22 protein-coding genes are annotated in these 22216 nt (G+C 62.7%); 17 read left to right on the top strand and 5 right to left on the bottom strand.

Annotated elements, in window-relative coordinates; all coding sequences use genetic code 11:
• Nucleotides 1-23: 23 nt before the first annotated feature.
• The gene (locus ACLH0I_RS25870) at nt 24-1742 is read right to left on the bottom strand and encodes a C13 family peptidase (RefSeq protein ID WP_411385720.1); all 1719 of its coding nucleotides are present in this window, start codon (nt 1740-1742) and stop codon (nt 24-26) included.
• Nucleotides 1743-1844: 102 nt separating this feature from the next.
• Nucleotides 1845-2300, bottom strand: a complete 456-nt coding sequence (locus tag ACLH0I_RS25865; RefSeq protein ID WP_186730290.1) for a MaoC family dehydratase — start codon at nt 2298-2300, stop codon at nt 1845-1847.
• Between the two features lie 349 nt (nt 2301-2649).
• On the opposite strand from ACLH0I_RS25865, the gene ACLH0I_RS25860 reads away from it, so the two are divergent.
• The 3 genes from ACLH0I_RS25860 to ACLH0I_RS25850 are packed head-to-tail and all read left to right on the top strand — an operon-like array spanning nt 2650 to nt 4329.
• On the top strand, nt 2650-3015 hold the full coding sequence (locus ACLH0I_RS25860; protein WP_053125681.1) for a CidA/LrgA family protein: 366 nt from the start codon (nt 2650-2652) through the stop codon (nt 3013-3015).
• On the top strand, nt 3012-3728 hold the full coding sequence (locus tag ACLH0I_RS25855) for an LrgB family protein (RefSeq protein WP_053125679.1): 717 nt from the start codon (nt 3012-3014) through the stop codon (nt 3726-3728). The genes ACLH0I_RS25860 and ACLH0I_RS25855 overlap by 4 nt, the downstream gene beginning before the upstream one ends.
• A gap of 10 nt (nt 3729-3738) precedes the next feature.
• The gene (locus ACLH0I_RS25850) at nt 3739-4329 is read left to right on the top strand and encodes an LON peptidase substrate-binding domain-containing protein (RefSeq protein ID WP_186706578.1); all 591 of its coding nucleotides are present in this window, start codon (nt 3739-3741) and stop codon (nt 4327-4329) included.
• Between the two features lie 277 nt (nt 4330-4606).
• On the opposite strand, the gene ACLH0I_RS25845 is transcribed toward ACLH0I_RS25850, so the two are convergent.
• The gene (locus ACLH0I_RS25845; protein WP_411385719.1) at nt 4607-5923 is read right to left on the bottom strand and encodes a bifunctional DedA family/phosphatase PAP2 family protein; all 1317 of its coding nucleotides are present in this window, start codon (nt 5921-5923) and stop codon (nt 4607-4609) included.
• A gap of 161 nt (nt 5924-6084) precedes the next feature.
• On the bottom strand, nt 6085-6762 hold the full coding sequence (locus tag ACLH0I_RS25840) for a DNA-3-methyladenine glycosylase (RefSeq protein WP_250965058.1): 678 nt from the start codon (nt 6760-6762) through the stop codon (nt 6085-6087).
• Nucleotides 6763-7166: 404 nt separating this feature from the next.
• Here ACLH0I_RS25840 and ACLH0I_RS25835 point away from each other — a divergent pair, with 404 nt between their 5' ends.
• From ACLH0I_RS25835 to ACLH0I_RS25770, 14 genes are all read left to right on the top strand, one after another.
• A complete protein-coding gene (locus tag ACLH0I_RS25835; protein ID WP_186730293.1) occupies nt 7167-8438 on the top strand; it encodes a glutamate-5-semialdehyde dehydrogenase in 1272 nt (423 codons plus the stop codon).
• A gap of 1 nt (nt 8439) precedes the next feature.
• Nucleotides 8440-9126 carry a nicotinate-nucleotide adenylyltransferase gene (gene nadD / locus ACLH0I_RS25830; RefSeq protein WP_411385718.1) on the top strand — a complete coding sequence of 229 codons (687 nt, stop codon included), beginning with the start codon at nt 8440-8442 and terminating at the stop codon, nt 9124-9126.
• 71 nt (nt 9127-9197) lie between these two features.
• Entirely contained in the window at nt 9198-9692 is a 495-nt protein-coding gene (gene rsfS / locus ACLH0I_RS25825) for a ribosome silencing factor (RefSeq protein ID WP_186706573.1), read from the top strand.
• A gap of 9 nt (nt 9693-9701) precedes the next feature.
• Nucleotides 9702-10169 carry a 23S rRNA (pseudouridine(1915)-N(3))-methyltransferase RlmH gene (gene rlmH, locus ACLH0I_RS25820; protein WP_047229490.1) on the top strand — a complete coding sequence of 156 codons (468 nt, stop codon included), beginning with the start codon at nt 9702-9704 and terminating at the stop codon, nt 10167-10169.
• A gap of 10 nt (nt 10170-10179) precedes the next feature.
• The gene (mrdA, locus tag ACLH0I_RS25815) at nt 10180-12075 is read left to right on the top strand and encodes a penicillin-binding protein 2 (protein WP_411385717.1); all 1896 of its coding nucleotides are present in this window, start codon (nt 10180-10182) and stop codon (nt 12073-12075) included.
• 31 nt (nt 12076-12106) lie between these two features.
• A complete protein-coding gene (gene rodA / locus ACLH0I_RS25810) occupies nt 12107-13210 on the top strand; it encodes a rod shape-determining protein RodA (RefSeq protein ID WP_186706612.1) in 1104 nt (367 codons plus the stop codon).
• A gap of 17 nt (nt 13211-13227) precedes the next feature.
• Nucleotides 13228-14238, top strand: coding sequence for a lytic murein transglycosylase B (gene mltB / locus ACLH0I_RS25805; RefSeq protein ID WP_411385716.1), 1011 nt, complete (start codon nt 13228-13230; stop codon nt 14236-14238).
• The gene (locus ACLH0I_RS25800) at nt 14238-15263 is read left to right on the top strand and encodes a septal ring lytic transglycosylase RlpA family protein (RefSeq protein ID WP_186706570.1); all 1026 of its coding nucleotides are present in this window, start codon (nt 14238-14240) and stop codon (nt 15261-15263) included. The genes mltB and ACLH0I_RS25800 overlap by 1 nt, the downstream gene beginning before the upstream one ends.
• A gap of 167 nt (nt 15264-15430) precedes the next feature.
• The gene (locus ACLH0I_RS25795; RefSeq protein WP_186706569.1) at nt 15431-16588 is read left to right on the top strand and encodes a D-alanyl-D-alanine carboxypeptidase family protein; all 1158 of its coding nucleotides are present in this window, start codon (nt 15431-15433) and stop codon (nt 16586-16588) included.
• An 81-nt stretch (nt 16589-16669) separates the two neighbouring features.
• Entirely contained in the window at nt 16670-16945 is a 276-nt protein-coding gene (locus tag ACLH0I_RS25790) for a DUF493 domain-containing protein (protein ID WP_053125656.1), read from the top strand.
• Nucleotides 16945-17592 (top strand): lipoyl(octanoyl) transferase LipB, encoded by a 648-nt coding sequence (gene lipB, locus ACLH0I_RS25785; protein ID WP_411385715.1) that lies wholly within the window; start codon nt 16945-16947, stop codon nt 17590-17592. Before ACLH0I_RS25790 ends, lipB begins: the two co-directional genes overlap by 1 nt.
• Nucleotide 17593: 1 nt before the next feature.
• Nucleotides 17594-18616 carry a lipoyl synthase gene (gene lipA / locus ACLH0I_RS25780; protein ID WP_014340371.1) on the top strand — a complete coding sequence of 341 codons (1023 nt, stop codon included), beginning with the start codon at nt 17594-17596 and terminating at the stop codon, nt 18614-18616.
• 204 nt (nt 18617-18820) lie between these two features.
• Nucleotides 18821-18961, top strand: a complete 141-nt coding sequence (locus ACLH0I_RS25775) for a hypothetical protein (RefSeq protein WP_250965065.1) — start codon at nt 18821-18823, stop codon at nt 18959-18961.
• Between the two features lie 848 nt (nt 18962-19809).
• The gene (locus ACLH0I_RS25770) at nt 19810-20742 is read left to right on the top strand and encodes a S66 peptidase family protein (RefSeq protein ID WP_411385714.1); all 933 of its coding nucleotides are present in this window, start codon (nt 19810-19812) and stop codon (nt 20740-20742) included.
• A 111-nt stretch (nt 20743-20853) separates the two neighbouring features.
• Here ACLH0I_RS25770 and ACLH0I_RS25765 read toward each other — a convergent pair whose 3' ends face one another.
• Nucleotides 20854-22176, bottom strand: coding sequence for a lytic murein transglycosylase (locus ACLH0I_RS25765; RefSeq protein WP_411385713.1), 1323 nt, complete (start codon nt 22174-22176; stop codon nt 20854-20856).
• Between the last annotated feature and the right edge of the window lie 40 nt (nt 22177-22216).

The raw sequence follows: 22216 nt of genomic DNA, 5'->3' as shown, positions 1-22216 counted from the left end.
TTTCCCCCTTGATACGGTTCAGCTTAGTTGCTCTTTGTCGCCTCGTCGTTCAATGCCGCACTTTGCAATGCTTTTCGCGCCTGCTGCTTGCGCAGCAATTGCCAGTGGGACAGGACCGTCCTTGGCGCCCAGATCTGCGGTTCCGAGGCTTCGAAGTTGTCTGCCTGCTCGCGCTCGGCAACGATGCCCTTGGCCCGTTTGAAGGCCTGCTCCAGGTCGTCGGTCTGGTTCAGCGCCTGGGCGAACAGCGCGTCGCCGAAATAGGTGAAGTTGGCTTCCTCGGAGCAGCCGAAGGACACCCGGTCGGCCCGGGAAGCGGTCATGACCAGCGTGCGTTCGTCCTTGAGCGCCGGGATGAAACCGCCGGAATAACAGGCCGAGATCACCACGATCTTGTCGCGATGCTTCAGCGGTGCGAGGACCACGGCCAGTTCATCGGCGGGCAGGTCGGCCAGCTCCATGCGCGGCTGGTCGAGCACCAGTTCGTGCTCGCTGGTGCCGTGGCTGGTCAGGTAGATGAAAATCAGGTCTTCCGGGCCGCTGCGTTCGGCCAGGGTGGCGGCGGCGCGGCGCAGGCTTTCACGGCTGGCCATGGGCCGGTCGCCGAGGTGGTCGCGGTGGTTCACCAGGCGGATCTGCCCGAACGCGCCGAAGCGGCTGGTGAGCATGTTGGCGACATAGTCGGATTCGCGCAGGAACACGCTTTGCTTGCCGTCGCCGCCCAGGGTCAGGCTGTACAGCTCCACCGCCGGTGTCGAGGCCGGGATGTTCGCCAGGGCGTCCTCCAGCAGGCGGCCCTGGGCCAGCAGGCCGAGTTCGAGCACATCCGGCAGCAGCCTGCCGTCGGCGTCGCGCACCCGTTGGCCGTTGGCCCAGGTGCCGCTTTGCACCGTGCCATCGGTGAGCACCAGGGTACCGCGCCCGTGATAGCTGTCGGCCTCGAACTGGCCAATGTAGAAACTGCCGTCGGGCAGGTTCAGGCGGCCCTCGCCGGTAAAGCGCCAATCATTGAATCGACCGAGGTAGTGGCTGCCGTCGGCGCCGATCAGTTCGCCCTTGCCGGTCAGTGCGCCGTCCTTGAACTGGCCGATCCAGACATCGCCGTCGGCATTTTCGTAGCGACCGCGACCGTTGAGCTGGTTGTTCCGGAAACCGCCAATGTAGACATCGCCTTCGGCACTGTTGAAGGTGCCTTTGCCTTGTAGTTGCCCATCGACAAAGTGCCCGGTGAACTGGTTGCCGCTGGCGTCGAAGCGCTGGCCTTCACCGTTGGGCTTGCCGTTGACGAAGGGGCCCTGGTACTGGCTGCCGTCGTCGAGTTCCAAGCGTCCGAGGCCGGAATAGCGGTCGGCCTTGAATTCGCCCCGGTAGGTCATGCCGTTTTCCTTGAGCGTCCCTTCACCGTCCCGTCGCCCCAGCTTGAAGCCGCCGGTGTAGCTGCTGGTGGGTGTGGTCAGGCTGCCCTGGCCATGAAACAGGCCCTGGTGGAACTGGCCGCGATAGACCTCGCCGTTGCTGCCATGCCATTCCCCGGTGCCGTGCCATTGACCCTTGTCGAACTGCCCGGCGTACCAACTGCCGTTGGGGTAGTCGATGCGCCCCTGGCCCTGCAGCAGCCCGTCCACCAGGTCGCCACGGTAGCGGCCGCCGTCGGGCAGGCGCGCGTCGGGAGGCAGCGGCGATTCGCCGGCGCCACAGGCGGTGAGCAACAGGGTCAGGGTCAGTGGGACGAGTAAGCGCATAACGGGATCCAGGTCATCAGGCCACGAGTATGCCGCAGCTTTGGCTCCCGGATATAGAGAAGCGATGCGAAACTGCCTGGACGGTTTCGCATGTGCGCAGGTTTACACGAAGCAGAGCGACAGCGGCTCGGCGATGTAGGCCGGTTTTTCCGAACCTTCGATTTCCAGGGTGGCGGTGGCCTTGAGCAGCCATTGGCCGGGTTTTTTCTCGGTGACTTCCACCAGGTCGACCTTGAGCCGGACCTTGGAATCGACCTTCACCGGTTGGATGAAGCGCACGCTGTCCAGCCCGTAGTTGACGACCATCTTCACGCCCTCGGGCAGGATCAGGATGTCTTCCATCAACTTGGGCATCAGCGACAGCGACAGGAAACCGTGGGCGATGGTGCTGCCGAACGGGGTCTGCGCGGCCTTGACCGGATCGACGTGGATGAACTGAAAGTCGCCAGTGGCTTCGGCGAACAGGTTGATGCGGTCCTGGTCGATGGTAAGCCAATCGGAACGTCCAAGTTCCTTGCCGACATAATCTTTGAGCGCTGCAACGGGGACGTAGGGCATTGAGACTCTCCTTGGGTTCATCGTTTTTACTTTTTCTGGAGCGGGGATTTTGCGTCCCCGGAAAACCACTGTAGATCAACATGGCGGGCCGGGAAGGTCATCGACCATGCTTTTTACGAATGCCGAACCATAGCGCGGGCATGCTTATAATGCCGGCGCATTCTTTGCAATTCGGTTCATTCAACGTGTGTGTTCGATTGTGGCGAGGGAGCTTGCTCCCGCTGGGCTGCGCAGCGGCCCCATTTTATGAGCGCTTCGCACTCAAACGGGAGCAAGCTCCCTCGCCACAGAATCACGCCGTGAACCGAATTGGCGCGTTCATTGGGGCTGTTGCGGGGGGATAGAGCGGATGTTGCTACGGGGCCTGACCTGGCTGGTGCTGTTTCAATTGCTGGGCACTGCGATCAATCATTTGTTCCTGCCGGTACTGCCGGGGCCGATCATTGGCCTGCTGTTGCTGCTGGGGTATCTGGTGGTGCGCGGCGAAGTCAGCGAGCCGTTGAACCTGGCCGCCGGCAGTCTGCTGCGTTACCTGCCATTGCTGCTGGTGCCGCCTGCGGTAGGGGTGATGGTCTACGCCGGGGCGATTGCCGCCGATTTCTGGGCCATCGTTGGCGCGTTGACCTTGTCCCTGGTGCTGTCCGTGGCGCTGACGGGCGTGCTGATGCAGCGCCTGGCCCGTCGCCACGTCGCCGCTCCGGAGGACAGCCAATGATGCTCGATTGGCAGGGCGCCTGGACCTCGGTCATCCATCATCCGCTGTTCGGCATTGGCATAACCCTGGGCGCCTACCAACTGGTGCTGGCGGCGTACGAAAAAACCCGCTGGGTGTTCCTGCAACCGGTGCTGATGTCGATGGTGCTGTTGATCGGGGTGCTGGTGGGCTGTGGCATCGGTTATGCCGAGTACCGCAAGAGCACCGAGATCCTCAGCATCCTGCTGGGCCCGGCCACGGTCGCCCTGGCGGTGCCGCTGTATTTGAACCTGCGACGGATCCGGCAGTTGTTCTGGCCGATTTTTACTACGCTGGTGATAGCCGGGGTGTTTGCCACGGGCTCTGCAGTGGTGTTGGGCTGGGCCTTTGGCGCCGAGCACATGATTCTGATGACCATGGCGCCCAAGTCGGTGACCTCGCCGATCGCCATGCTGGTGGCCGAGCAGATCGGCGGCGTGGCGGCCATGGCGGCAGTGTTCGTGTTGATCACCGGGGTGCTCGGGGCGATTCTCGGCCCGAGTATTCTGACCCGGTTGGGTGTCCATAGCCCTGAGGCCCGAGGCATGGCCCTGGGGTTGGCGGCCCATGCGGTGGGCACGTCGGTGGCGTTGCAGGAAAGCGAGGAGTCGGGTGCCTTCGCGGCGCTGGCAATGAGTCTGATGGGCGTGGCCACGGCGGTGTTGCTGCCGTTGGTGGTGTCGATGACGGTTTAAGGAATTGGTTATGAGCTTGCCGCTTTTCCCGTTGAACACCGTGCTGTTCCCCGGTTGCATCCTCGACTTGCAGATTTTCGAGGCGCGTTACCTCGACATGATCGGGCGCTGTATGAAAAAGGGCGAAGGCTTTGGTGTGGTGTGCATCCTCGATGGCGAGGAAGTCGGCGTCGCGCCTGAAGGTTATGCGCGGGTCGGTTGTGAGGCGCTGATTACCGATTTTTCCCAGCAGGACAATGGCCTGCTGGGGATTCGCGTGCAGGGCGGACGGCGTTTTCTGGTGCACAGCAGCAGTGTCCAGGCCGATCAACTCACGGTGGCCGAGGTCGAGTGGCTGGAAGACGAGCCGGAACAACCGCTGCAAGACGAAGATGCCGACCTGGTGGCGCTGCTCAAGGCCCTGGCCGAGCACCCGATGGTCGAGGCGCTGAACATGGGCACCGAAGCGACCGGCCAGCAATCGCTGGCCAATCAACTGGCCTACCTGTTGCCATTCAATGAGCTGGACAAGATCGACCTGCTGCAACTCGATGATCCCCAGCAGCGGCTGGATGCGATCCAGGCGTTGCTCGATGAGTTGCAGGGCGAACTGTTCGCCTGATCCCTCACTGATAGGGCTGGCCCCTGTGGGAGCGAGCTTGCTCGCGATAGCGGTGGATCAGCTGCGTCAATGTTGAATGTGCCGCCGCCATCGCGAGCAAGCTCGCTCCCACAATGGTTTTATGTTGATTGCGGGATTGATGTTCGCCACAGCCTCCTGTGGGAGCGAGCTTGCTCGCGAAAGCGGTGGGTCAGCTCGCATCAAGGGTGACTGTGCCGCCGTCTTCGCGAGCAGGCTCGCTCCCACAGGGGATCTTCAGTGCCCACAAATAGTGTGTTCAATAGGCATACCGCAACATCGCATGGGGCAAGTGCCGCAGGGCGAAGAAGCTGAACGCCGCCGTCAGCGCCGGCAGGACCAGCCACCAGACTTTCGGTGGCATGGCCGGCAGCAGGGTCTGGCGCTGGCTCAGCCATAGGGCGGCCGCACAGATGCTGGCGGCGAGCATCGCCCCGGCGACGATGTCGCTCGGCCAATGCGCTCCCAGGTAGACCCGCGACAGGGCGATGGCCAAGGCCGGCAAGCAGCCCAGCAACAGCCAGGTCAGGCGCAGGCGTGGCGGTTGGCCGCGGCCGGCCAGCACGGCGAGAGACAGGAACAGCGCGAATGCCCCAGAGGAGTGGCCGCTGGGCATGCTGTAGCTGGTCAGTGGGTCGGTGAGGATTTCCGGGCGCACCCGGGCAAAGAAGTGTTTGCAGCCGGTATTGGCCAGGGCGGTGAACAACATCGTGCCGCCGGCAAAGATCGCCTGGCGCCATTGCCGTGCCAATAGCAGCAACGCGGTCACCAAGCTGCAGACAATCAACATGTAGCGGAATTCGCCGATCAGGGTAAAGGTCACGGCGATTTCATCCAGCGTCGCGCTGCGATGCTCCTGGACCAGGGCCATCAAGCCTTGGTCGAACGCCGTCAGGTAGCGAAAGCCGATGAACAGGCCGATCAGGATCACCAGGCCGATGCCGGCGATCAGCGCCGTGGCATGGCGATGGCGACGCAGGGTGCTGTTGACGCTCAGCCCGATCATCACCGCGATGCTGCCGATGACCACGCCGGCCTGGGGCCAGAAACCCTCGGGCAGCGGCAGGCGAAACGCCGCCCCGGTGGCCCAGCCCGGCAACAGGTACGCCACGGTCCAGCCGGCGGCGGCCAACACGCTGACGGCGGCGAAGCGCGGGAACGGCATGTCGCACATGCCGGCCACCATCGGCAACATGGGCCGCAGCGGGCCGATGAAGCGGCCCACCAGCAGGCTGGCGATGCCGTAGCGCTGGAAATAGCTTTCCGCCGCGCTCATCCATTCCGGGTGATGCCGCAGCCCCGGCAGGCGCCGGATATTCTGGTGGAAATGCCGGCCGAGTAAATACGACACCAAGTCCCCCAGCAGGCCTCCGAGCAGCCCCAGCAGCAGCGTCTCGCCCAAGGACAACGCGCCGCTGCCGGCCAGCACCGCAATCGCAAACAACAGCACCGTGCCCGGCACGATCAACCCGGCGATGGCCAGGCATTCCACGCAAGCAACGACAAAAACCGCCACCGCCAGCCATTGCGGGTTGACGGTCAGCCAGGCGGTGATGCTATCGAGCCATGGGCCCATAAGAACAACTCCATTGAATAGTGATGGGCATGCAGTTTTTACTGTGGGAGCGAGCTTGCTCGCGATTGCGGTGTGTCAGTCAGCCCCCCTTCTGCTGACCCGACGCTATCGCGAGCAAGCTCGCTCCCACAAGGGGCCGCAGGGTCATGCAGTGTTTGTGTTCATGAAAGCAAAAAATAATCCCGCCCTTCGACCTGTCCGCGCCGCAACGGGTTGCGGGTGCACCAAGGGGCGTAGGCAGCGTCGACGAAGCGGTAGGGCAAATGCTCGTCCCGTCCCAGGGGAATGCCCAGGCGGGTGGTCTGGATCGCATTGACCGTTGGCACGCCGACGTCTTCCACCAACAAGCGCTCGGGGTCGAAGCGCTTGGCGTCCCAGTCCGGCACTTTCAGCCCCAAAGCTTTGCACAACAGGGTCTGGCCGGCACAGAGTTTTTGCGGTGTGCGTGGCCGGCCTTGGGCGTCGGGGTTGTTCAACAGCATCTGCGCCAGGCTCGCCGGCCCCGAAACGGCATCGACCCACGGGTAGGCCGATTTGATCAACACCGCGTTGCCCGGGCCCTGGGCGCTGAAGTTCAGCGAATCGCCGCCCCGGGCGTAGTACATATAGATGTGCCCGCCATCCAGAAACAAAGCCTTACGTTTTTCCGTGTAGCCCAGGGAGGCGTGGCTGCCTTTTTCGGCGAAGTAATACGCCTCGGTCTCGATGATCCGCGCGCTGAGCCACAGGTCGCCGACCTTGTGGCGGATGACTTTGCCCAGCAGGTCCTTGGCAAGCACCTGGGCGTCGCGATCGAAAAAGGCGTGGGGCAGGGCGTTGGGCGATGGCAAATCGGTCATGGCGATAGACGAAGTGAGGCCAAAGGAAGCGCGATGATAGCAATGGAAAGCTTAATCACCGCTGAACACTCGTTTCAACCGTAATGCCGTTCACTTAGGAAAAATGATGACCCAGTGGCGAGGGAGCTTGCTCCCGCTCGGCTGCGAAGCAGCCGTAAACCGGCGGGTGCGGTGTGTCTGATACGCCACAATTGGCAGGTTTTGGGGCCGCTTCGCGGCCCAGCGGGAGCAAGCTCCCTCGCCACGGGTTTGTCGATTGCCTTAAGTGAACAGCATTGCGCTTCAACCGGCTGTTTATGGCTGTTTTGCTTCTCCGCCGGTCACCACTGCGAGTCCATGCTGTTAGTCGAGGGTTACGACAGCTATAATCTGCCGCTTTCCCCATCGCCAAGACCACACAGACCATGACTGAGTCCGTTCTTGACTACATGACCCGCCTGGGTCGCGCCGCTCGCGAAGCGTCGCGCATCATCGGCCGGGCCAGCACCGCGCAGAAAAACCGCGCCCTGCAGGCCGCCGCCAATGCGCTGGACGCTGCGCGCGCCGAGTTGTCCGCTGCCAACGAGCTGGACCTGGCCGCCGGCCGGGCCAACGGTCTGGAGCCGGCCATGCTCGAGCGCCTGGCGCTGACTCCGGCCCGCATCGACGGCATGATCGTCGGTCTGCGCCAGGTCGCGGCCCTGCCGGACCCGGTCGGGGCGATTCGCGACATGAGCTACCGCCCGTCGGGCATCCAGGTCGGCAAGATGCGCGTGCCCCTGGGCGTGGTCGGGATCATCTACGAGTCGCGGCCGAACGTGACCATCGACGCCGCGAGCCTGTGCCTGAAGTCCGGTAACGCAACCATCCTGCGGGGCGGCTCCGAGGCCATCCATTCCAACCGTGCCATTGCCGCCTGCATCCAGCGCGGCCTGGCCGAGGCCGATCTGCCGGCGGCCGTGGTGCAAGTGGTGGAAACCACCGACCGCGCCGCAGTTGGCGCGTTGATCACCATGCCCGAGTTCGTCGATGTCATCGTGCCGCGCGGCGGCAAGGGCCTGATCGAACGGGTCAGCCGTGACGCCCGGGTGCCGGTGATCAAGCACCTGGACGGCATCTGCCACGTCTACGTCAGTGCCCACGCCGAATTGCCGAAGGCCCAGCGCATCGCCTTCAACGCCAAGACCTACCGCTACGGTATCTGCGGCGCGATGGAAACCCTGCTGGTGGACCAGGCCGTTGCCCAGGACTTCCTGCCGTCGATGGCTGCCCAGTTCCGCGAAAAAGGCGTCGAACTGCGCGGTTGCGAGCGCACCCGGGCAATCATCGAGGCCGTCGCGGCCACGGCAGAAGACTGGGACACCGAATACCTGGCGCCGATCCTGTCGATCCGCGTGGTCGACGGGCTGGACCAGGCCATCGAACACATCAACCGCCACGGCTCGCACCACACCGATTCCATCGTCAGTGAGCACCAGGGCGAAACCCGGCGTTTCGTGGCCGAAGTGGATTCGGCGTCGGTGATGATCAACACCCCGACCTGCTTCGCCGATGGCTTTGAATACGGATTGGGTGCCGAGATCGGCATTTCTACTGATAAGCTGCACGCCCGCGGCCCGGTGGGCCTGGAAGGCCTGACCTGCGAGAAATACATCGTGGTCGGTGACGGCCAGTTGCGCGGACAGGAGTCGGTCTGACTTGGGCGACCTCGAACCGCCGGCCCCTGTGACGACGACAACCCCGGCCCGGCGCATCGGTATCCTGGGCGGCACGTTCGACCCGGTGCACATCGGCCATTTGCGCGGTGCGCTGGAAGTCGCCGACGCCCTGGCCCTCGATGAGCTACGCCTGACGCCCAGCGCCCGGCCGCCTCACCGGGATACGCCGCAGGTGTCGGCCCGGGATCGCCTGGCGATGGTCGAGTGCGCGGTGGCCGGTGTGGCACCGCTGGTGGTGGACGCCCGCGAATTGCAGCGGGACAAACCGTCCTACACCATTGATACCCTGGAGCTGATGCGCGCCGAACTGGCCGTTGATGCCCAGGTTTTCCTGCTTCTGGGCTGGGACGCATTTTGCGGCCTGCCCACTTGGCATCGCTGGGAAGAGTTGCTCCAGCATTGCCACATCCTGGTGTTGCAACGCCCGGATGCCGACAGCGAGCCGCCGGATGCCTTGCGCAACCTGCTGGCGGCCCGCTCGGTGAGCGACCCGCTGGCCCTGAAAGGGCCGAGCGGACAGATTGCATTCGTCTGGCAGACGCCGCTCGCGGTATCCGCCACCCAGATCCGTCAACTGCTGGCCAGCGGTAAGTCGGTACGTTTCCTGGTGCCCGACGCGGTCCTGGCCTACATCGATGCGCACGGGCTCTACCGTGCGTCGAACTGAAAAAGGCGCGCTTCAAGGCACGTGAATGCGTGTAGCGAAGCGCCCGAACATACGAGCAAAACGAGTTTTATATGACTGACAAAGACGTAAACAAAGTAAAGCGCAAGGGCACGTTCAAGAGCGCCCCGCTGCCTGTAGAAGTCCACACCGGCGTGGCGCTGGTTGGCGAAGAACTGGTCAAGGTGGCCGTGGCAGCCCTGGAAGACGTCAAGGCCCAGGACATCCAGGTGATCGACGTTCGTGACAAGCAGAGCATCACGGACTACATGATCATCGCCACCGGTACCTCCAACCGCCAGATCGGCGCGATGCTGGACAAGGTCCGCGAAGCGGTCAAGGCCCAGGGCGTCAAGCCATTGGGTGAAGAAGGCAAGGGCGACAGCGACTGGGTCCTGTTGGACATGGACGATGTCATCGTGCACATGATGACTGCCTCGGCGCGCCAGTTCTATGACCTGGAACGCCTGTGGGCCGGTGCCGAGCAGAGCCGTTCGGCCAGCGCTGCGCACCACAGCCCGGAAAACCCCCATGAGCACTTCACCAAGCTCAACAAAGACCAGCAATAAGGGACCGCTGTGCGACTGCGCCTGATCGCCGTCGGTTCTCGCATGCCCAAGTGGGTGGAAGAAGGCTGGCATGAATATGCCAAGCGTCTTCCGTCCGAGCTGGCCCTGGAACTGGTGGAAATTCCGCTCAACACCCGTGGCAAGAACGCCGACGTGGCGCGCTTCATCCGCCAGGAAGGCGAAGCCATGCTGGCCAAGGTCGGGCCGAACGAGCGCATCGTCACCCTCGAAGTCCACGGCAAGCCCTGGAGCACCGAGCAACTGGCGGTGGAGCTCGATCGCTGGCGATTGGACGCGCGCACGGTCAACTTCATGGTCGGTGGCCCGGAAGGGCTGGCGCCGGAAGTCTGTGCCCGGGCCGACCAGCGCTGGTCGTTGTCGCCGTTGACGTTGCCGCACCCGCTGGTGCGGATCCTGATCGGCGAACAGCTGTATCGTGCCTGGACAGTCCTGTCCGGGCACCCTTACCACAAGTAATCCTGCCCTCATGCCCCAGCCGATCCGCATCAAGGACCACGAAAAAGACGCCCGCCTGGTGCGTGGTCGCGTCGTGTTCGGCGCTATTGCGGTGGTGACGCTGATTGGTGTGCTGATCGCGCGGTTGTATTTCCTCCAGGTGATCCAGTACGAGTATCACTCGACCTTGTCGGAGAGCAACCGCGTACACGTACAGCCGATTCCGCCGACCCGCGGGCTGATTTTCGACCGCAATGGCGTGGTGGTGGCGGATAACCGGCCCAGCTTCAGCCTGAGCATGACCCGCGAGCGTTCCGGCGACTGGCAAAAAGTCCTCGACGTGATCGTCGAAGTGCTGCAGTTGACGCCCGAGGACCGGGCGATCTTCGAGAAGCGCATGCGCCAGGGCCGGCGTCCCTTCGAGCCGGTGCCGATCATGTTCGAGCTGACCGAAGAACAGATCGCCCTGATTGCGGTGAACCAGTTCCGCCTGCCGGGCGTCGAGGTGGTGGCGCAGCTGGTGCGGCATTATCCCCAAGGGCCGCACTTTGCCCACTCGGTCGGCTACATGGGGCGGATCAACGAGAAAGAGCTCAAGACTCTCGACCCGGTCAACTACAGCGGCACCCACCACATCGGCAAGACCGGTATCGAGCGTTTCTACGAGGCCGAGCTGCACGGGCAAGTGGGTTACGAGGAAGTCGAGACCAATGCCCGTGGCCGCGTGTTGCGCGTGCTCAAACGCACCGACCCGATTCCCGGCAAGGACATCGTCCTGAGCCTGGACATCAAGTTGCAGGAAGCCGCCGAAGCGGCGCTGGGCGGCCGGCGCGGCGCCGTGGTGGCGCTGGACCCGAACACCGGCGAAGTGCTGGCGATGGTCAGCCAGCCTAGTTTCGACCCGAACCTGTTCGTCACTGGCATCAGTTTCAAGGCCTATGCCGAGCTGCGGGATTCCATCGATCGGCCGCTGTTCAACCGTGTGTTGCGCGGCCTCTACCCGCCGGGCTCGACCATCAAGCCGGCCGTGGCGATTGCCGGGTTGGATGCGGGCGTGGTCACCGCGTCGAGCCGGGTCTACGACCCGGGGTATTACCAACTGCCGAACTACGACCACAAGTACCGCAACTGGAACCGCACCGGTGACGGCTACGTGGACCTGGAAGCGGCGATCATGCGTTCCAACGACACCTACTTCTACGACCTGGCCCACAAGCTGGGGATCGATCGGTTGTCGTCCTACATGAACAAGTTCGGCCTCGGTCAGAAAGTCTCCCTGGACATGTTCGAGGAGTCGCCCGGCCTGATGCCGTCCCGGGAATGGAAACGGGCGACCCGCCGCCAGGCCTGGTTCCCGGGTGAAACCCTGATCCTGGGGATCGGCCAGGGCTACATGCAGGCAACGCCCTTGCAACTGGCCCAGGCCACGGCGCTGGTGGCGAGCAAGGGCAAGTGGTATCGCCCGCACCTGGCCAAGACCATCGAAGGCCAGAAGCCGGTGGACCCGGACCCGATGCCGGACATCATCCTGCGCAATCCGGCGGACTGGCAGAGGGTCAACAACGGTATGCAGGCGGTGATGCACGGCGCCCGAGGCACCGCGCGCAAGGCGGCCCTCGGCGCGCAATACCGGATTGCCGGCAAGAGTGGTACGGCCCAGGTCGTCGCCATCAAGCAGGGCGAGAAGTACGACCGCTCCAAGGTCCAGGAACGTCACCGCGACCACGCCTTGTTCGTCGGTTTTGCGCCAGCCGAGAACCCGAAGATCGTCGTGTCGGTGATGGTCGAGAACGGTGAATCCGGTTCCGGCGTCGCCGCGCCGGTGGTGCGCCAGATCATGGACGCCTGGTTGCTGGATGAGCACGGCCAGCTCAAGCCTGAATACGCAAGCCCCATCACTGCGGAGGCTACGGCCCGTGAAGAATAATTTCGACCGGATCCTGTCCAGCGAAGACGTGATGCGCCGCCGTGCCACCTTGCTGCAGCGCATGCACATCGACGGTCCGTTGCTGATCCTGCTGCTGACCCTGGCCGCCGGCAGCCTGTTCGTGCTGTATTCGGCCAGCGGCAAGAGCTGGGACTTGCTGGCCAAGCAGGCCACCTCGTTCGGCATCGGCCTGGTGTCGATGATCGTCATCGCCCAGCTCGAGCCGCGGTTCATGGCGCGCTGGGTGCCGGTGGCCTACATCGTCGGCGTCGGTTTGCTGGTGGTGGTGGACATCATGGGCCACAACGCCATGGGCGCCACCCGCTGGATCAACATTCCCGGGGTCATCCGCTTCCAGCCTTCGGAATTCCTCAAGATCATCATGCCGGCGACCATTGCCTGGTACTTGTCCAAGCGCTCCTTGCCGCCACAGCTCAAGCATGTATGTGTCAGCCTGTTGCTGATCGGCATCCCATTCATCCTCATCGTGCGCCAGCCGGACCTCGGCACCTCGCTGTTGATCCTGGCCGGCGGCGCCTTCGTGCTGTTCATGGGCGGGTTGCGCTGGCGCTGGATCCTCAGCGTGATCGCCGCCGCCGTGCCGGTGTCGGTGGCCATGTGGTATTTCGTGATGCACGACTACCAGAAGCAGCGCGTCCTGACTTTCCTCGACCCGGAAAGCGATCCGCTGGGCACCGGCTGGAACATCATCCAGTCCAAGGCCGCCATCGGTTCCGGCGGCGTATTCGGCAAGGGCTGGCTGATGGGCACCCAGTCGCACCTGGACTTTTTGCCGGAAAGCCACACCGACTTCATCATCGCCGTGATGGGCGAGGAGTTCGGCCTGGTGGGCATCTGCGTGCTGCTGCTGATCTATTTATTGCTGATCGGCCGGGGGCTGGTGATCACCGCCCAGGCCCAGACATTGTTCGGCAAGTTGCTCGCGGGCAGCCTGACCATGACGTTTTTTGTTTATGTTTTCGTCAACATCGGTATGGTCAGTGGCCTGTTGCCGGTCGTGGGGGTGCCGTTGCCTTTCATTAGCTACGGAGGAACTTCGCTGGTGACACTACTGTCAGCGTTTGGGGTTTTGATGTCGATTCATACGCATCGCAAGTGGATCGCGCAGGTTTGAATAAGGTGAAGAGTTCAATGCAAGCAATGCGTGGCTGGTCGACGCGATGTGCGCCGTGGATCGGCCTGGTCGGCCTCCTGGGCAGTGCGTCGCAGGCCTTGGCCGGTGAATACGAAGGCTCGCCACAGGTGGCCGAATTCGTCGGCGAGATGACCCGCGACTACGGTTTCGCCGGTGAACAACTGATGGGGGTGTTTCGCGAGGCCGAGCGCAAGCAGTCGATCCTCGACGCGATCTCCCGGCCCGCCGAGCGGGTCAAGCAGTGGAGCGAGTACCGGCCGATGTTCATCACCGAGGCGCGTGTCGCCCGGGGCGTGGACTTCTGGCGCCAGCACGAGGCGGCCCTGGCCCGTGCCGAGCAGGAATACGGCGTGCCGGCCCAGTTCATTGTGTCGATCATTGGCGTCGAGACCTTCTTTGGCCGCAATACCGGGAATTTCCGGGTGATCGACGCGTTGTCGACCCTGGGCTTCGATTACCCGCCGCGTGCCGAGTTCTTCCGCAAGGAGCTGCGCGAGTTCCTGCTGCTGGCCCGTGAAGAGCAGGTCGATCCGCTGACCCTCAAGGGCTCCTACGCCGGGGCCATGGGCCTGCCGCAATTCATGCCCAGCAGTTTCCGCGCCTACGCGGTGGACTTCGATGGCGACGGCCACATCAATATCTGGACCAACCCGACCGATGCCATTGGCAGTGTCGCCAGTTATTTCAAGCGGCACGGTTGGGAACCCGGCCAGCCGGTGGTCAGCCGCGCCGATGTGCGCGGCGAGCAAGTGGACCAGGGCCTGACCGAGGGCATCGAGCCGACGAAAACCGTCGGGGAGTTGCGGGCGTTGGGCTGGTCGAGTCATGATGCGCTGCGTGACGACATGCCGGTCACCGCGATGCGCCTGGAAGGCGAACAGGGCCCCGAATACTGGATGGGCCTGAAGAATTTCTACGCGATTACGCGTTATAACCGCAGCGTGATGTACGCCATGGCCGTATATCAACTGTCTGAAGAGCTGGTCAAAGCACGGGGCGTCAAATAATGCGGGCATTGCCTACCTATCAACCCCTGAAAACCAAGCCTTTCAAGCTGGTGGCGCTGGCTGCGCTGTCGCTGCTGGTCGTCAGTTGTTCGACCAGCCGCGCGCCGGTCCAGAAAAACACCACCGCCGTGCGCGCCACGCCCGGTCTGGACATCAACCGGGCCCACAAGGACGGCGCGCCGTGGTGGGACGTGGACGTCTCGCGCATTCCCGACGCCACGCCGACCCTGCACACCGGCCCCTACAAGGCCAACCCCTATACGGTGCTGGGCAAGACCTATTTCCCGATGGCCGAGTCCAAGCGCTACGTGGCCTCGGGCACGGCATCCTGGTACGGCACCAAGTTCCACGGCCAGAACACCGCCAACGGCGAAGTGTACGACCTGTACGGCATGAGCGCGGCCCACAAGACCTTGCCGCTGCCCAGCTATGTGCGGGTGACCAACCTGGACAACAACAAGACGGTGATACTGCGGGTCAACGACCGTGGGCCGTTCTATTCCGACCGCATCATCGACCTGTCGTATGCGGCGGCAAAAAAGCTGGGTTACGCTGAAACCGGCACCGCCCGGGTCAAGGTCGAAGGCATCGACCCGCAGGAATGGTGGGCCCAACGTGGCCGTCCGGCGCCTTTGATGCTCAACGAGCCGAAAGTGGCGCAAAATGCCGCGCCCACCGTGACGGCGTCCACCGGCACGGTCGAGCAGTGGACACCGCCGCCGCAGCAACACGCCGCGGCCGTGCTGCCAGTGCAGATCGATGCAAAAAAAAACGCTTCTGCAACAGCGTCTGGCCAGTTTCTGCAAGTGGGCGCGTTCGCCAACCCGGACGCTGCCGAGCTGCTGAGGTCGAAGCTCAGCTCGATGGTGAGCGCCCCGGTGTTCATCAGCTCGATCGTGCGCAACCAGCAGACACTGCATCGGGTGCGCCTGGGGCCGATCGGTTCTCCGGGTGAAGTCCAGAAGGTGCAGGACAGTGTGCGCCTGGCCAATCTCGGTTCGCCGAGCCTGGTCACTGCTGAGTAATTGATTGAGGCCCGCTTGCGGTTGGAGCGGGTCAGGTTGTTGGCTCCATGAATAACAAAAGCCCGGCAAGGGTTGTGAGTGAGCAACTTAAATACGCGGCGGCCCGTTAGAAGGTTGCCTGTTTTAGTTTGCCTTCGGGCAGTCCCATTAGCGATTTCGAGAGACGGATGAACATCACCACCTTTGCCAAACGCCTTTGCCTGCTAGTCCCGCTGCTTCTCTCACCGGCCGCGTTCGCGGTCGAGATGATGCCGGCGCCCCCTCAATTGGCTGCTAAATCCTTTGTGCTGATGGATGCCAGCAGCGGCGAGGTGCTGGTGGAGAACAACGGTGACCAGCGTCTGCCACCGGCCAGCCTGACCAAGCTGATGACCGCCTACATCGCGACCCTGGAAATCCGTCGTGGCCAGATCGGTGAAAACGATCCGGTGACCGTCAGCGAAAACGCCTGGCGCACCGGCGGCTCGCGGATGTTCATCAAGGTCGGTTCGCAAGTGACCGTCAGCGACCTGCTGCACGGCATCATCATCCAGTCCGGCAACGACGCCAGCGTCGCCCTGGCCGAGCACATCGCGGGCAGCGAAGATGCGTTCGCCGACATGATGAACAAAACCGTGGCCGACCTGGGCATGACCAACAGCCACTTCATGAACCCCACCGGCCTGCCGAACCCTGAGCACTATTCGTCGGCTCACGACATGGCGATCCTGGCCCGGGCAATCATTCATGAAGACCCGGCGCACTACGCCATCTACTCCCAGAAGGAATTCTTCTGGAACGGCATCAAGCAGCCTAACCGCAACCTGCTGCTGTGGCGCGACAAGACCGTCGATGGCCTGAAGACCGGCCACACCGACGAAGCCGGCTACTGCATGGTGTCCTCGGCTGTGCGTGACGGCATGCGCCTGATCGCCGTGGTCTTTGGCACCAGCAGCGAAGTGGCCCGTGCCGCCGAGACCCAGAAGCTGTTGACCTACGGCTTCCGTTTCTTCGAAACCCAGACCTTCTACCAGAAGGGCACCGAACTGGCCCAGGCCCAGGTCTGGAAAGGCTCGACCAACCAGGTCAAGGCTGGCCTGGCCCAAGACCTGACCATGACCCTGCCTAAAGGCCAGCTCAAGAAGCTCGCTGCCAGCATGACCATGAACCCGCAACTGACCGCTCCTATCGCCAAGGGCGACGTGATCGGTAAAGTCGAAGTCAAACTGGACGACAAAGTGGTGCACAGCGCTGACCTGATCGCTCTGGACGCGGTCGAGGAAGGTGGTATCTTCCGCCGCATCTGGGATAGCATCCGTCTATTCTTCTACGGCTTGTTCAACTGATTGAAGTGTTGACGTGCATGGCCTCGTTCCCCTCCGGAGCGGGGCCATGTGCGTTACCACGGCTTACGAGGCCGTTACGCCATGACAGACTCCGAAGTAAAGGCGCCAAAAATTGAATTCCCCTGCGCGGATTACCCGATCAAGGTAATCGGCGACACCGGCGTGGGTTTCAAGGACAAGATCATCGCGATCCTTGAAAAACATGCCACCGTTGATCACAAGACCCTGGCCGAGCGCCAGAGTACCAACGGCAAGTACACGACGATCCAGTTGCACATCATTGCCACCGGTCAGGAACAGCTCTACGACATCAACAGCGAGCTGCGCGCCACCGGTTTCGTGCACATGGTGTTGTGATGCCGGGCACGCTGGGCTTTCGCGAGCTGGGCACGATGGCTTACGAGCCGGTCTGGCATGCCATGCAACGCTTCACCAACGAACGCGGCACCAGCGCCGACGATGAAGTCTGGCTGGTGCAACATCCGCCGGTGTTCACCCAGGGCCAGGCCGGCAAGGCCGAGCACCTGTTGCTGCCGGGGGAAATCCCGGTGGTGAAGGTCGACCGCGGCGGGCAGGTGACCTACCATGGGCCTGGCCAACTGGTCGCCTACCTGTTGCTGGATGTGCGCAAGCTGGGGTTTGGCGTGCGCGAGCTGGTCACCCGCATGGAAACGTGCCTGATCGAGCTGCTGGCCAGCTACGGGGTGACGGCGGCGGCCAAGCCGGATGCGCCGGGTGTCTACGTCGATGGGGCGAAGATCGCGTCCCTGGGTTTGCGGATCCGCCACGGCTGTTCGTTTCATGGCCTGGCGTTGAACGTGGACATGGACCTGGCGCCATTCCGACGGATTAATCCCTGTGGCTACGCGGGACTGGCGATGACCCAGTTGAGCGAGCACGCAGGACCGATTGAATTTGCCGAGGTAAGTGCCCGGCTGCGCGCGCAGCTCGTCAAACACCTCGACTATGCTGAGCAGACGACCCTCACGGGCGGAATCGACTGATATGACTACTGATGCAGTGCAAACCATGATCCCGACGCTGGACGTCACCGAGCGTCCGGCCCCGCGTGCCAAGGTAGAGGCCGGCGTCAAGCTGCGCGGCGCCGAGAAGGTTGCACGCATCCCGGTCAAGATCATCCCTACTACCGAATTGCCGAAGAAACCCGACTGGATCCGCGTGCGCATCCCGGTTTCCCCGGAAGTCGACCGTATCAAGGCCCTGCTGCGCAAGCACAAGCTGCACAGCGTCTGCGAAGAAGCCTCCTGCCCGAACCTGGGCGAGTGCTTCTCCGGCGGCACCGCCACGTTCATGATCATGGGCGACATCTGCACCCGTCGCTGCCCGTTCTGCGACGTCGGCCACGGCCGTCCGAAGCCCTTGGACACCAACGAGCCGGAAAGCCTGGCCATCGCCATCGCCGACCTGAAGCTCAAGTACGTGGTCATCACCTCCGTGGACCGCGACGACCTGCGTGACGGCGGTGCCCAGCACTTCGCCGACTGCATCCGCGAGATCCGCAAGCTGTCGCCGAACGTCCAGCTGGAAACCCTGGTGCCCGATTACCGTGGCCGCATGGACATCGCCCTGGAAATCACCGCCGCCGAGCCGCCGGACGTGTTCAACCACAACCTGGAAACCGTGCCGCGCCTGTACAAGGCCGCGCGTCCGGGTTCGGATTACCAGTGGTCGCTGACCTTGCTGCAGCGCTTCAAGCAGATGATGCCGCACATTCCGACCAAGTCTGGCTTGATGCTGGGCTTGGGTGAGACGGATGAGGAAGTTATCGAGGTCATGAAGCGCATGCGTGAGCATGACATTGACATGCTGACCTTGGGCCAATATTTGCAGCCTTCCCGTAGCCACTTGCCGGTGCAGCGTTTTGTGCATCCCGATACTTTTGCCTGGTTTGCCGAGGAAGGGTACAAGATGGGGTTCAAGAACGTGGCTTCGGGGCCGTTGGTGCGGTCTTCGTATCATGCGGATGAGCAGGCTAAGTTGGTCAAGGCTGAGCTTTTGGGGTCCTGATTTTTTGGGGCGGTGTGTATATCCGTTTCTTCGGTAACGGCTACTTATGGTTCCGCCCTTACGGCGGGTCACTTTTGAAAAGCCCGGAAGCCGGCCCAGCCAAAAGTAACCAAAACGCTCTTGCCCCACCACTCGGTGCCTCGCTTAGGCTCGGCATGCCCTCACTCCGGCATTGCTCCGTGGGCCCGCCGCGAAGGGCCATCCATGGCCCAGCGCGGCTATCCCGGCATCCATGCCGGGATACCCACTCCACAATGCCTGCGTTCGGCCATCGTGGTTAACGGGGCGCCCCAGATCAAGATCAAAATCAAGATCAAGATCAAAAGCCAAAGCGAGGCGGCCTGATAGCCGACCTGGCTCTGGCAGTCGTACTTCGATCCAATTGTGGGAGCGAGCCTGCTCGCGAAGGCGGTGGGTCAGTTTGCGGTGATGTTGGATGTGCTGGCCCCTTCGCGAGCAGGCTCGCTCCCACAGGTTTTTGCGGTGTATATGGGTTTGTGTCTGCTGAAGATCTAATGTGGGAGCGAGCCTGCTCGCGATGGCGGTGGGTCAGTTTGCGGTGATGTTGGATGTGCTGGCCTCATCGCGAGCAAGCTCGCTCCCACAGGTTTTCGCGGTGTATATGGGGTTTGTGTCTGCTGTAGCTCCCATGTGGGAGCGGTGTATATGGGTTTTGTGTCTGCTGAAGATCTAATGTGGGAGCGAGCTTGCTCGCGATAGCAGTGGTGCAGCCACACAAATGCCAGCTCCGACCGCTTTTGCTTTGCTTTGCTTTGCTTTGCTTTGCTTTGCTTTGCTTTGCTTTGCTTTGCTTTGCTTTGCTTTGCTTTGCTTTGCTTTGCTTTGCTTTGCTTTGCTTTGCTTTGCTTTGCTTTTGATCTTGATCTTGATCTTGATCTTGATCTGAGACGCCCCGTTAAACCACGCTGGCCGAACGCAGGCATTGCGCAGTGGGCATCCCGGCATGGATGCCGGGATAGCCGCGCTGGGCCATGGATGGCCCTTCGCGGCGGCCCACGGAGCAATGCCGGAGTGAGGGCACACCGAGCCTTAGCGAGGTGCCGAGTGGTGGGGCAAAGCGTTTTTGGTTACTTTTGGCGCTCTTCCAAAAGTGACCCGCTGTAAGAGCGGAACCCTAAGTGGCCGTTACCGCAGAAACGGATATTCACACGATCAAAAAAACCGGGAACCCCATGGCCCTAACCCCACACCACCCAGTCCCAGCCCTCCCTAAAGAAGGCCTGATCGGAGTGATAGCCCCAGCCGGCCCCGCCCCCCTGGACACCGAAAAAGCCACCCAATGGATGCGCGCAAGGGGCCACGAACTGCGAATCTTCCCAGGCGTCTACGAAAAAGACGGCTACCTCGCCGGCAGCGACGACACACGCCTCAACGACCTGCACACAGCCTTCGCCGACCCAGAAATCAAAGCCATCATCTGCCTGCGCGGCGGCTACGGCACCCCCCGGCTGCTGGATCGCATCGACTTCGACCTCATACGCCGCAACCCCAAGCCATTCGTAGGCTACAGCGACATCACCGCCCTGCACCTGGCCATCAACCGCTACGCCGGCTTCGTGACCTTCCACGGCCCGCTGCTCAACGCCGACCTCCTCGGCGACAAGGAACCCCCAACCGTCACCTCGTTCTTCAGCCTGCTACGTGGACAAGTGAAAGCCGGCAGCCTGCTGAGCCATCCCGCGGCCTATCCGTTGACCACCGTCGAGCCAGGCATCGCCCACGGACGCCTGCTGGGCGGCAACCTCTCGATGATCGCCGCGACCATGGGCACGCCCTATCAGATCGACGCCGAAGGGGTGATCCTGTTCATCGAAGATGTCAACGAACCGCTGTATCGCATCGATCGACTGCTGACTCAATTGCGACTGGCGGGCACCCTGGCGAAGTTGCACGGGGTCCTGGTAGGGGATATAGCGGGGGTAGACCTCGAGGCGTTGAACCGGTTGCTCAAGCAGACCTTCACGCCGTTGCGCATCCCGGTGTTGTCCGGCTGGCGCAGCGGGCACTGCGATCCGAACCTGACTTTGCCCATGGGGGCATTGGTGACGCTGGATGCGGGGGAGAAGCGGCTGGTGTTGGAGCAGGATGTGGTGATCAGCCGCTAGTCATGTAGCGCCTGCAAGTCAGTCTTCGCGAGCAAGCTCGCTCCCACAGGGTGACCGGAAACCCGGTGGGAGCGAGCTTGCTCGCGATGGCGTCAGCGGCCATACGCCCATTCAGCGGTTGCGCAACGCCTCAAGCAGTTGGTGCGTCGGATACCCATCCGCCGGCCAGCCGAACGACTGCTGGGCGCTGCGGATCGCTTTGCGGGTGTTGGCACCGATGATGCCGTCGGGGTTGCCCGCGTCGTAGTTGTGCTTGCCCAGCAGGGTTTGCAGTTCCACGCGTTCGCTGCGGCTCAGGGGCAGGTCTTCCTTTGGCCATTGGCCGTAGACCAACCCCGCACCGCTGAAGCGCTTCGACAACAGTCCGACCGCCAAGGCATAGGACGATGAATTGTTGTACTTGAGGATGGCGCGGAAGTTATCGAAGATCAGGAACGCCGGACCGCGATGGCCAGCCGGCAGGAGCAAGGACGCCGAGAGCTGCTTGTCCTCGGGGGCGATTGGCAAGCCGCCATATTCTGAAACGCCTAGCCGCATCCATTCGGAGACAGGCTTGCGGATCGTGCCATCGGCCAGCGTGTAGTCGAAGCCCTCGTTGAGCGAGACCTCGAACCCCCACGGCTGGCCGCGCTGCCAGCCGGAGCTTTGCAGGTAGTGCGCGGTCGAGGCCAGGGCGTCGGTGGAGCTGCCCCAGATGTCGCGGCGCCCGTCGCCGTCGAAATCCACTGCATGGGTGTTATACGTGGTGGGAATGAACTGGGTCTGGCCCATGGCACCGGCCCAGGAGCCGAGCATTTTTTCCGGTGTGATATCGCCCTGTTGCAGGATCTGCAGCGCGGCGATCAATTGCGCATGGGCAAAGCCCGGGCGCCGTCCTTCGTAGGCCAGGGTCGCCAGGGAGTTGATGACCGACTTGCTGCCCTGGAACTGGCCGAAGTTGCTCTCCATGCCCCATACCGCCACCAGCGCCTCGCGATCGACGCCATAACGCTGCTCGATACTTTGCAGGATCTGGGCGTGCTGTTGGATCAGGCTCTTGCCCTTGTTGACTCGCAGTGGCGACAGCGCACCGTCGAGGTATTCCCACACGGGACGGGTAAATTCCGGCTGGCTGCGGTCGGCCTTGATCACGCTCATGTCCGGGCTGACGCCGACAAACGCGCGGTCGAACAAATCGGCACGGATCCCGGCGGCCAGCGCTTCCTTGCGAAACCCGGCCTGCCATTCAGCAAAGGTCTGGGTGGGCGCAATCACCAAGTCGTCACCGGTGGGCACCACGGGCGGCACGATGGCAGGCGCGGTCACGATGGGAGCTGTCGGGAGCGGTTGGGCGTCGGCGGCGGTAGGTTTTTCGGCGCAGGCGACAAGCAGGACAACGCTTGCGGCAACAATCATTTGGCGCAGTGGCCAACGATGGGAAAGACAGAAGGGCATGCACGGGTCCAGAAATACAAATCAGGTGCTGACCTTATCA

Source organism: Pseudomonas sp. MPB03 (assembly GCF_046605385.1).
GTDB classification, from domain to species: Bacteria; Pseudomonadota; Gammaproteobacteria; order Pseudomonadales; family Pseudomonadaceae; genus Aquipseudomonas; species Aquipseudomonas zanjanensis.
Note: the sequence above shows the minus strand (reverse complement) of the source record. Positions and strands in the feature narration are given on the sequence as shown.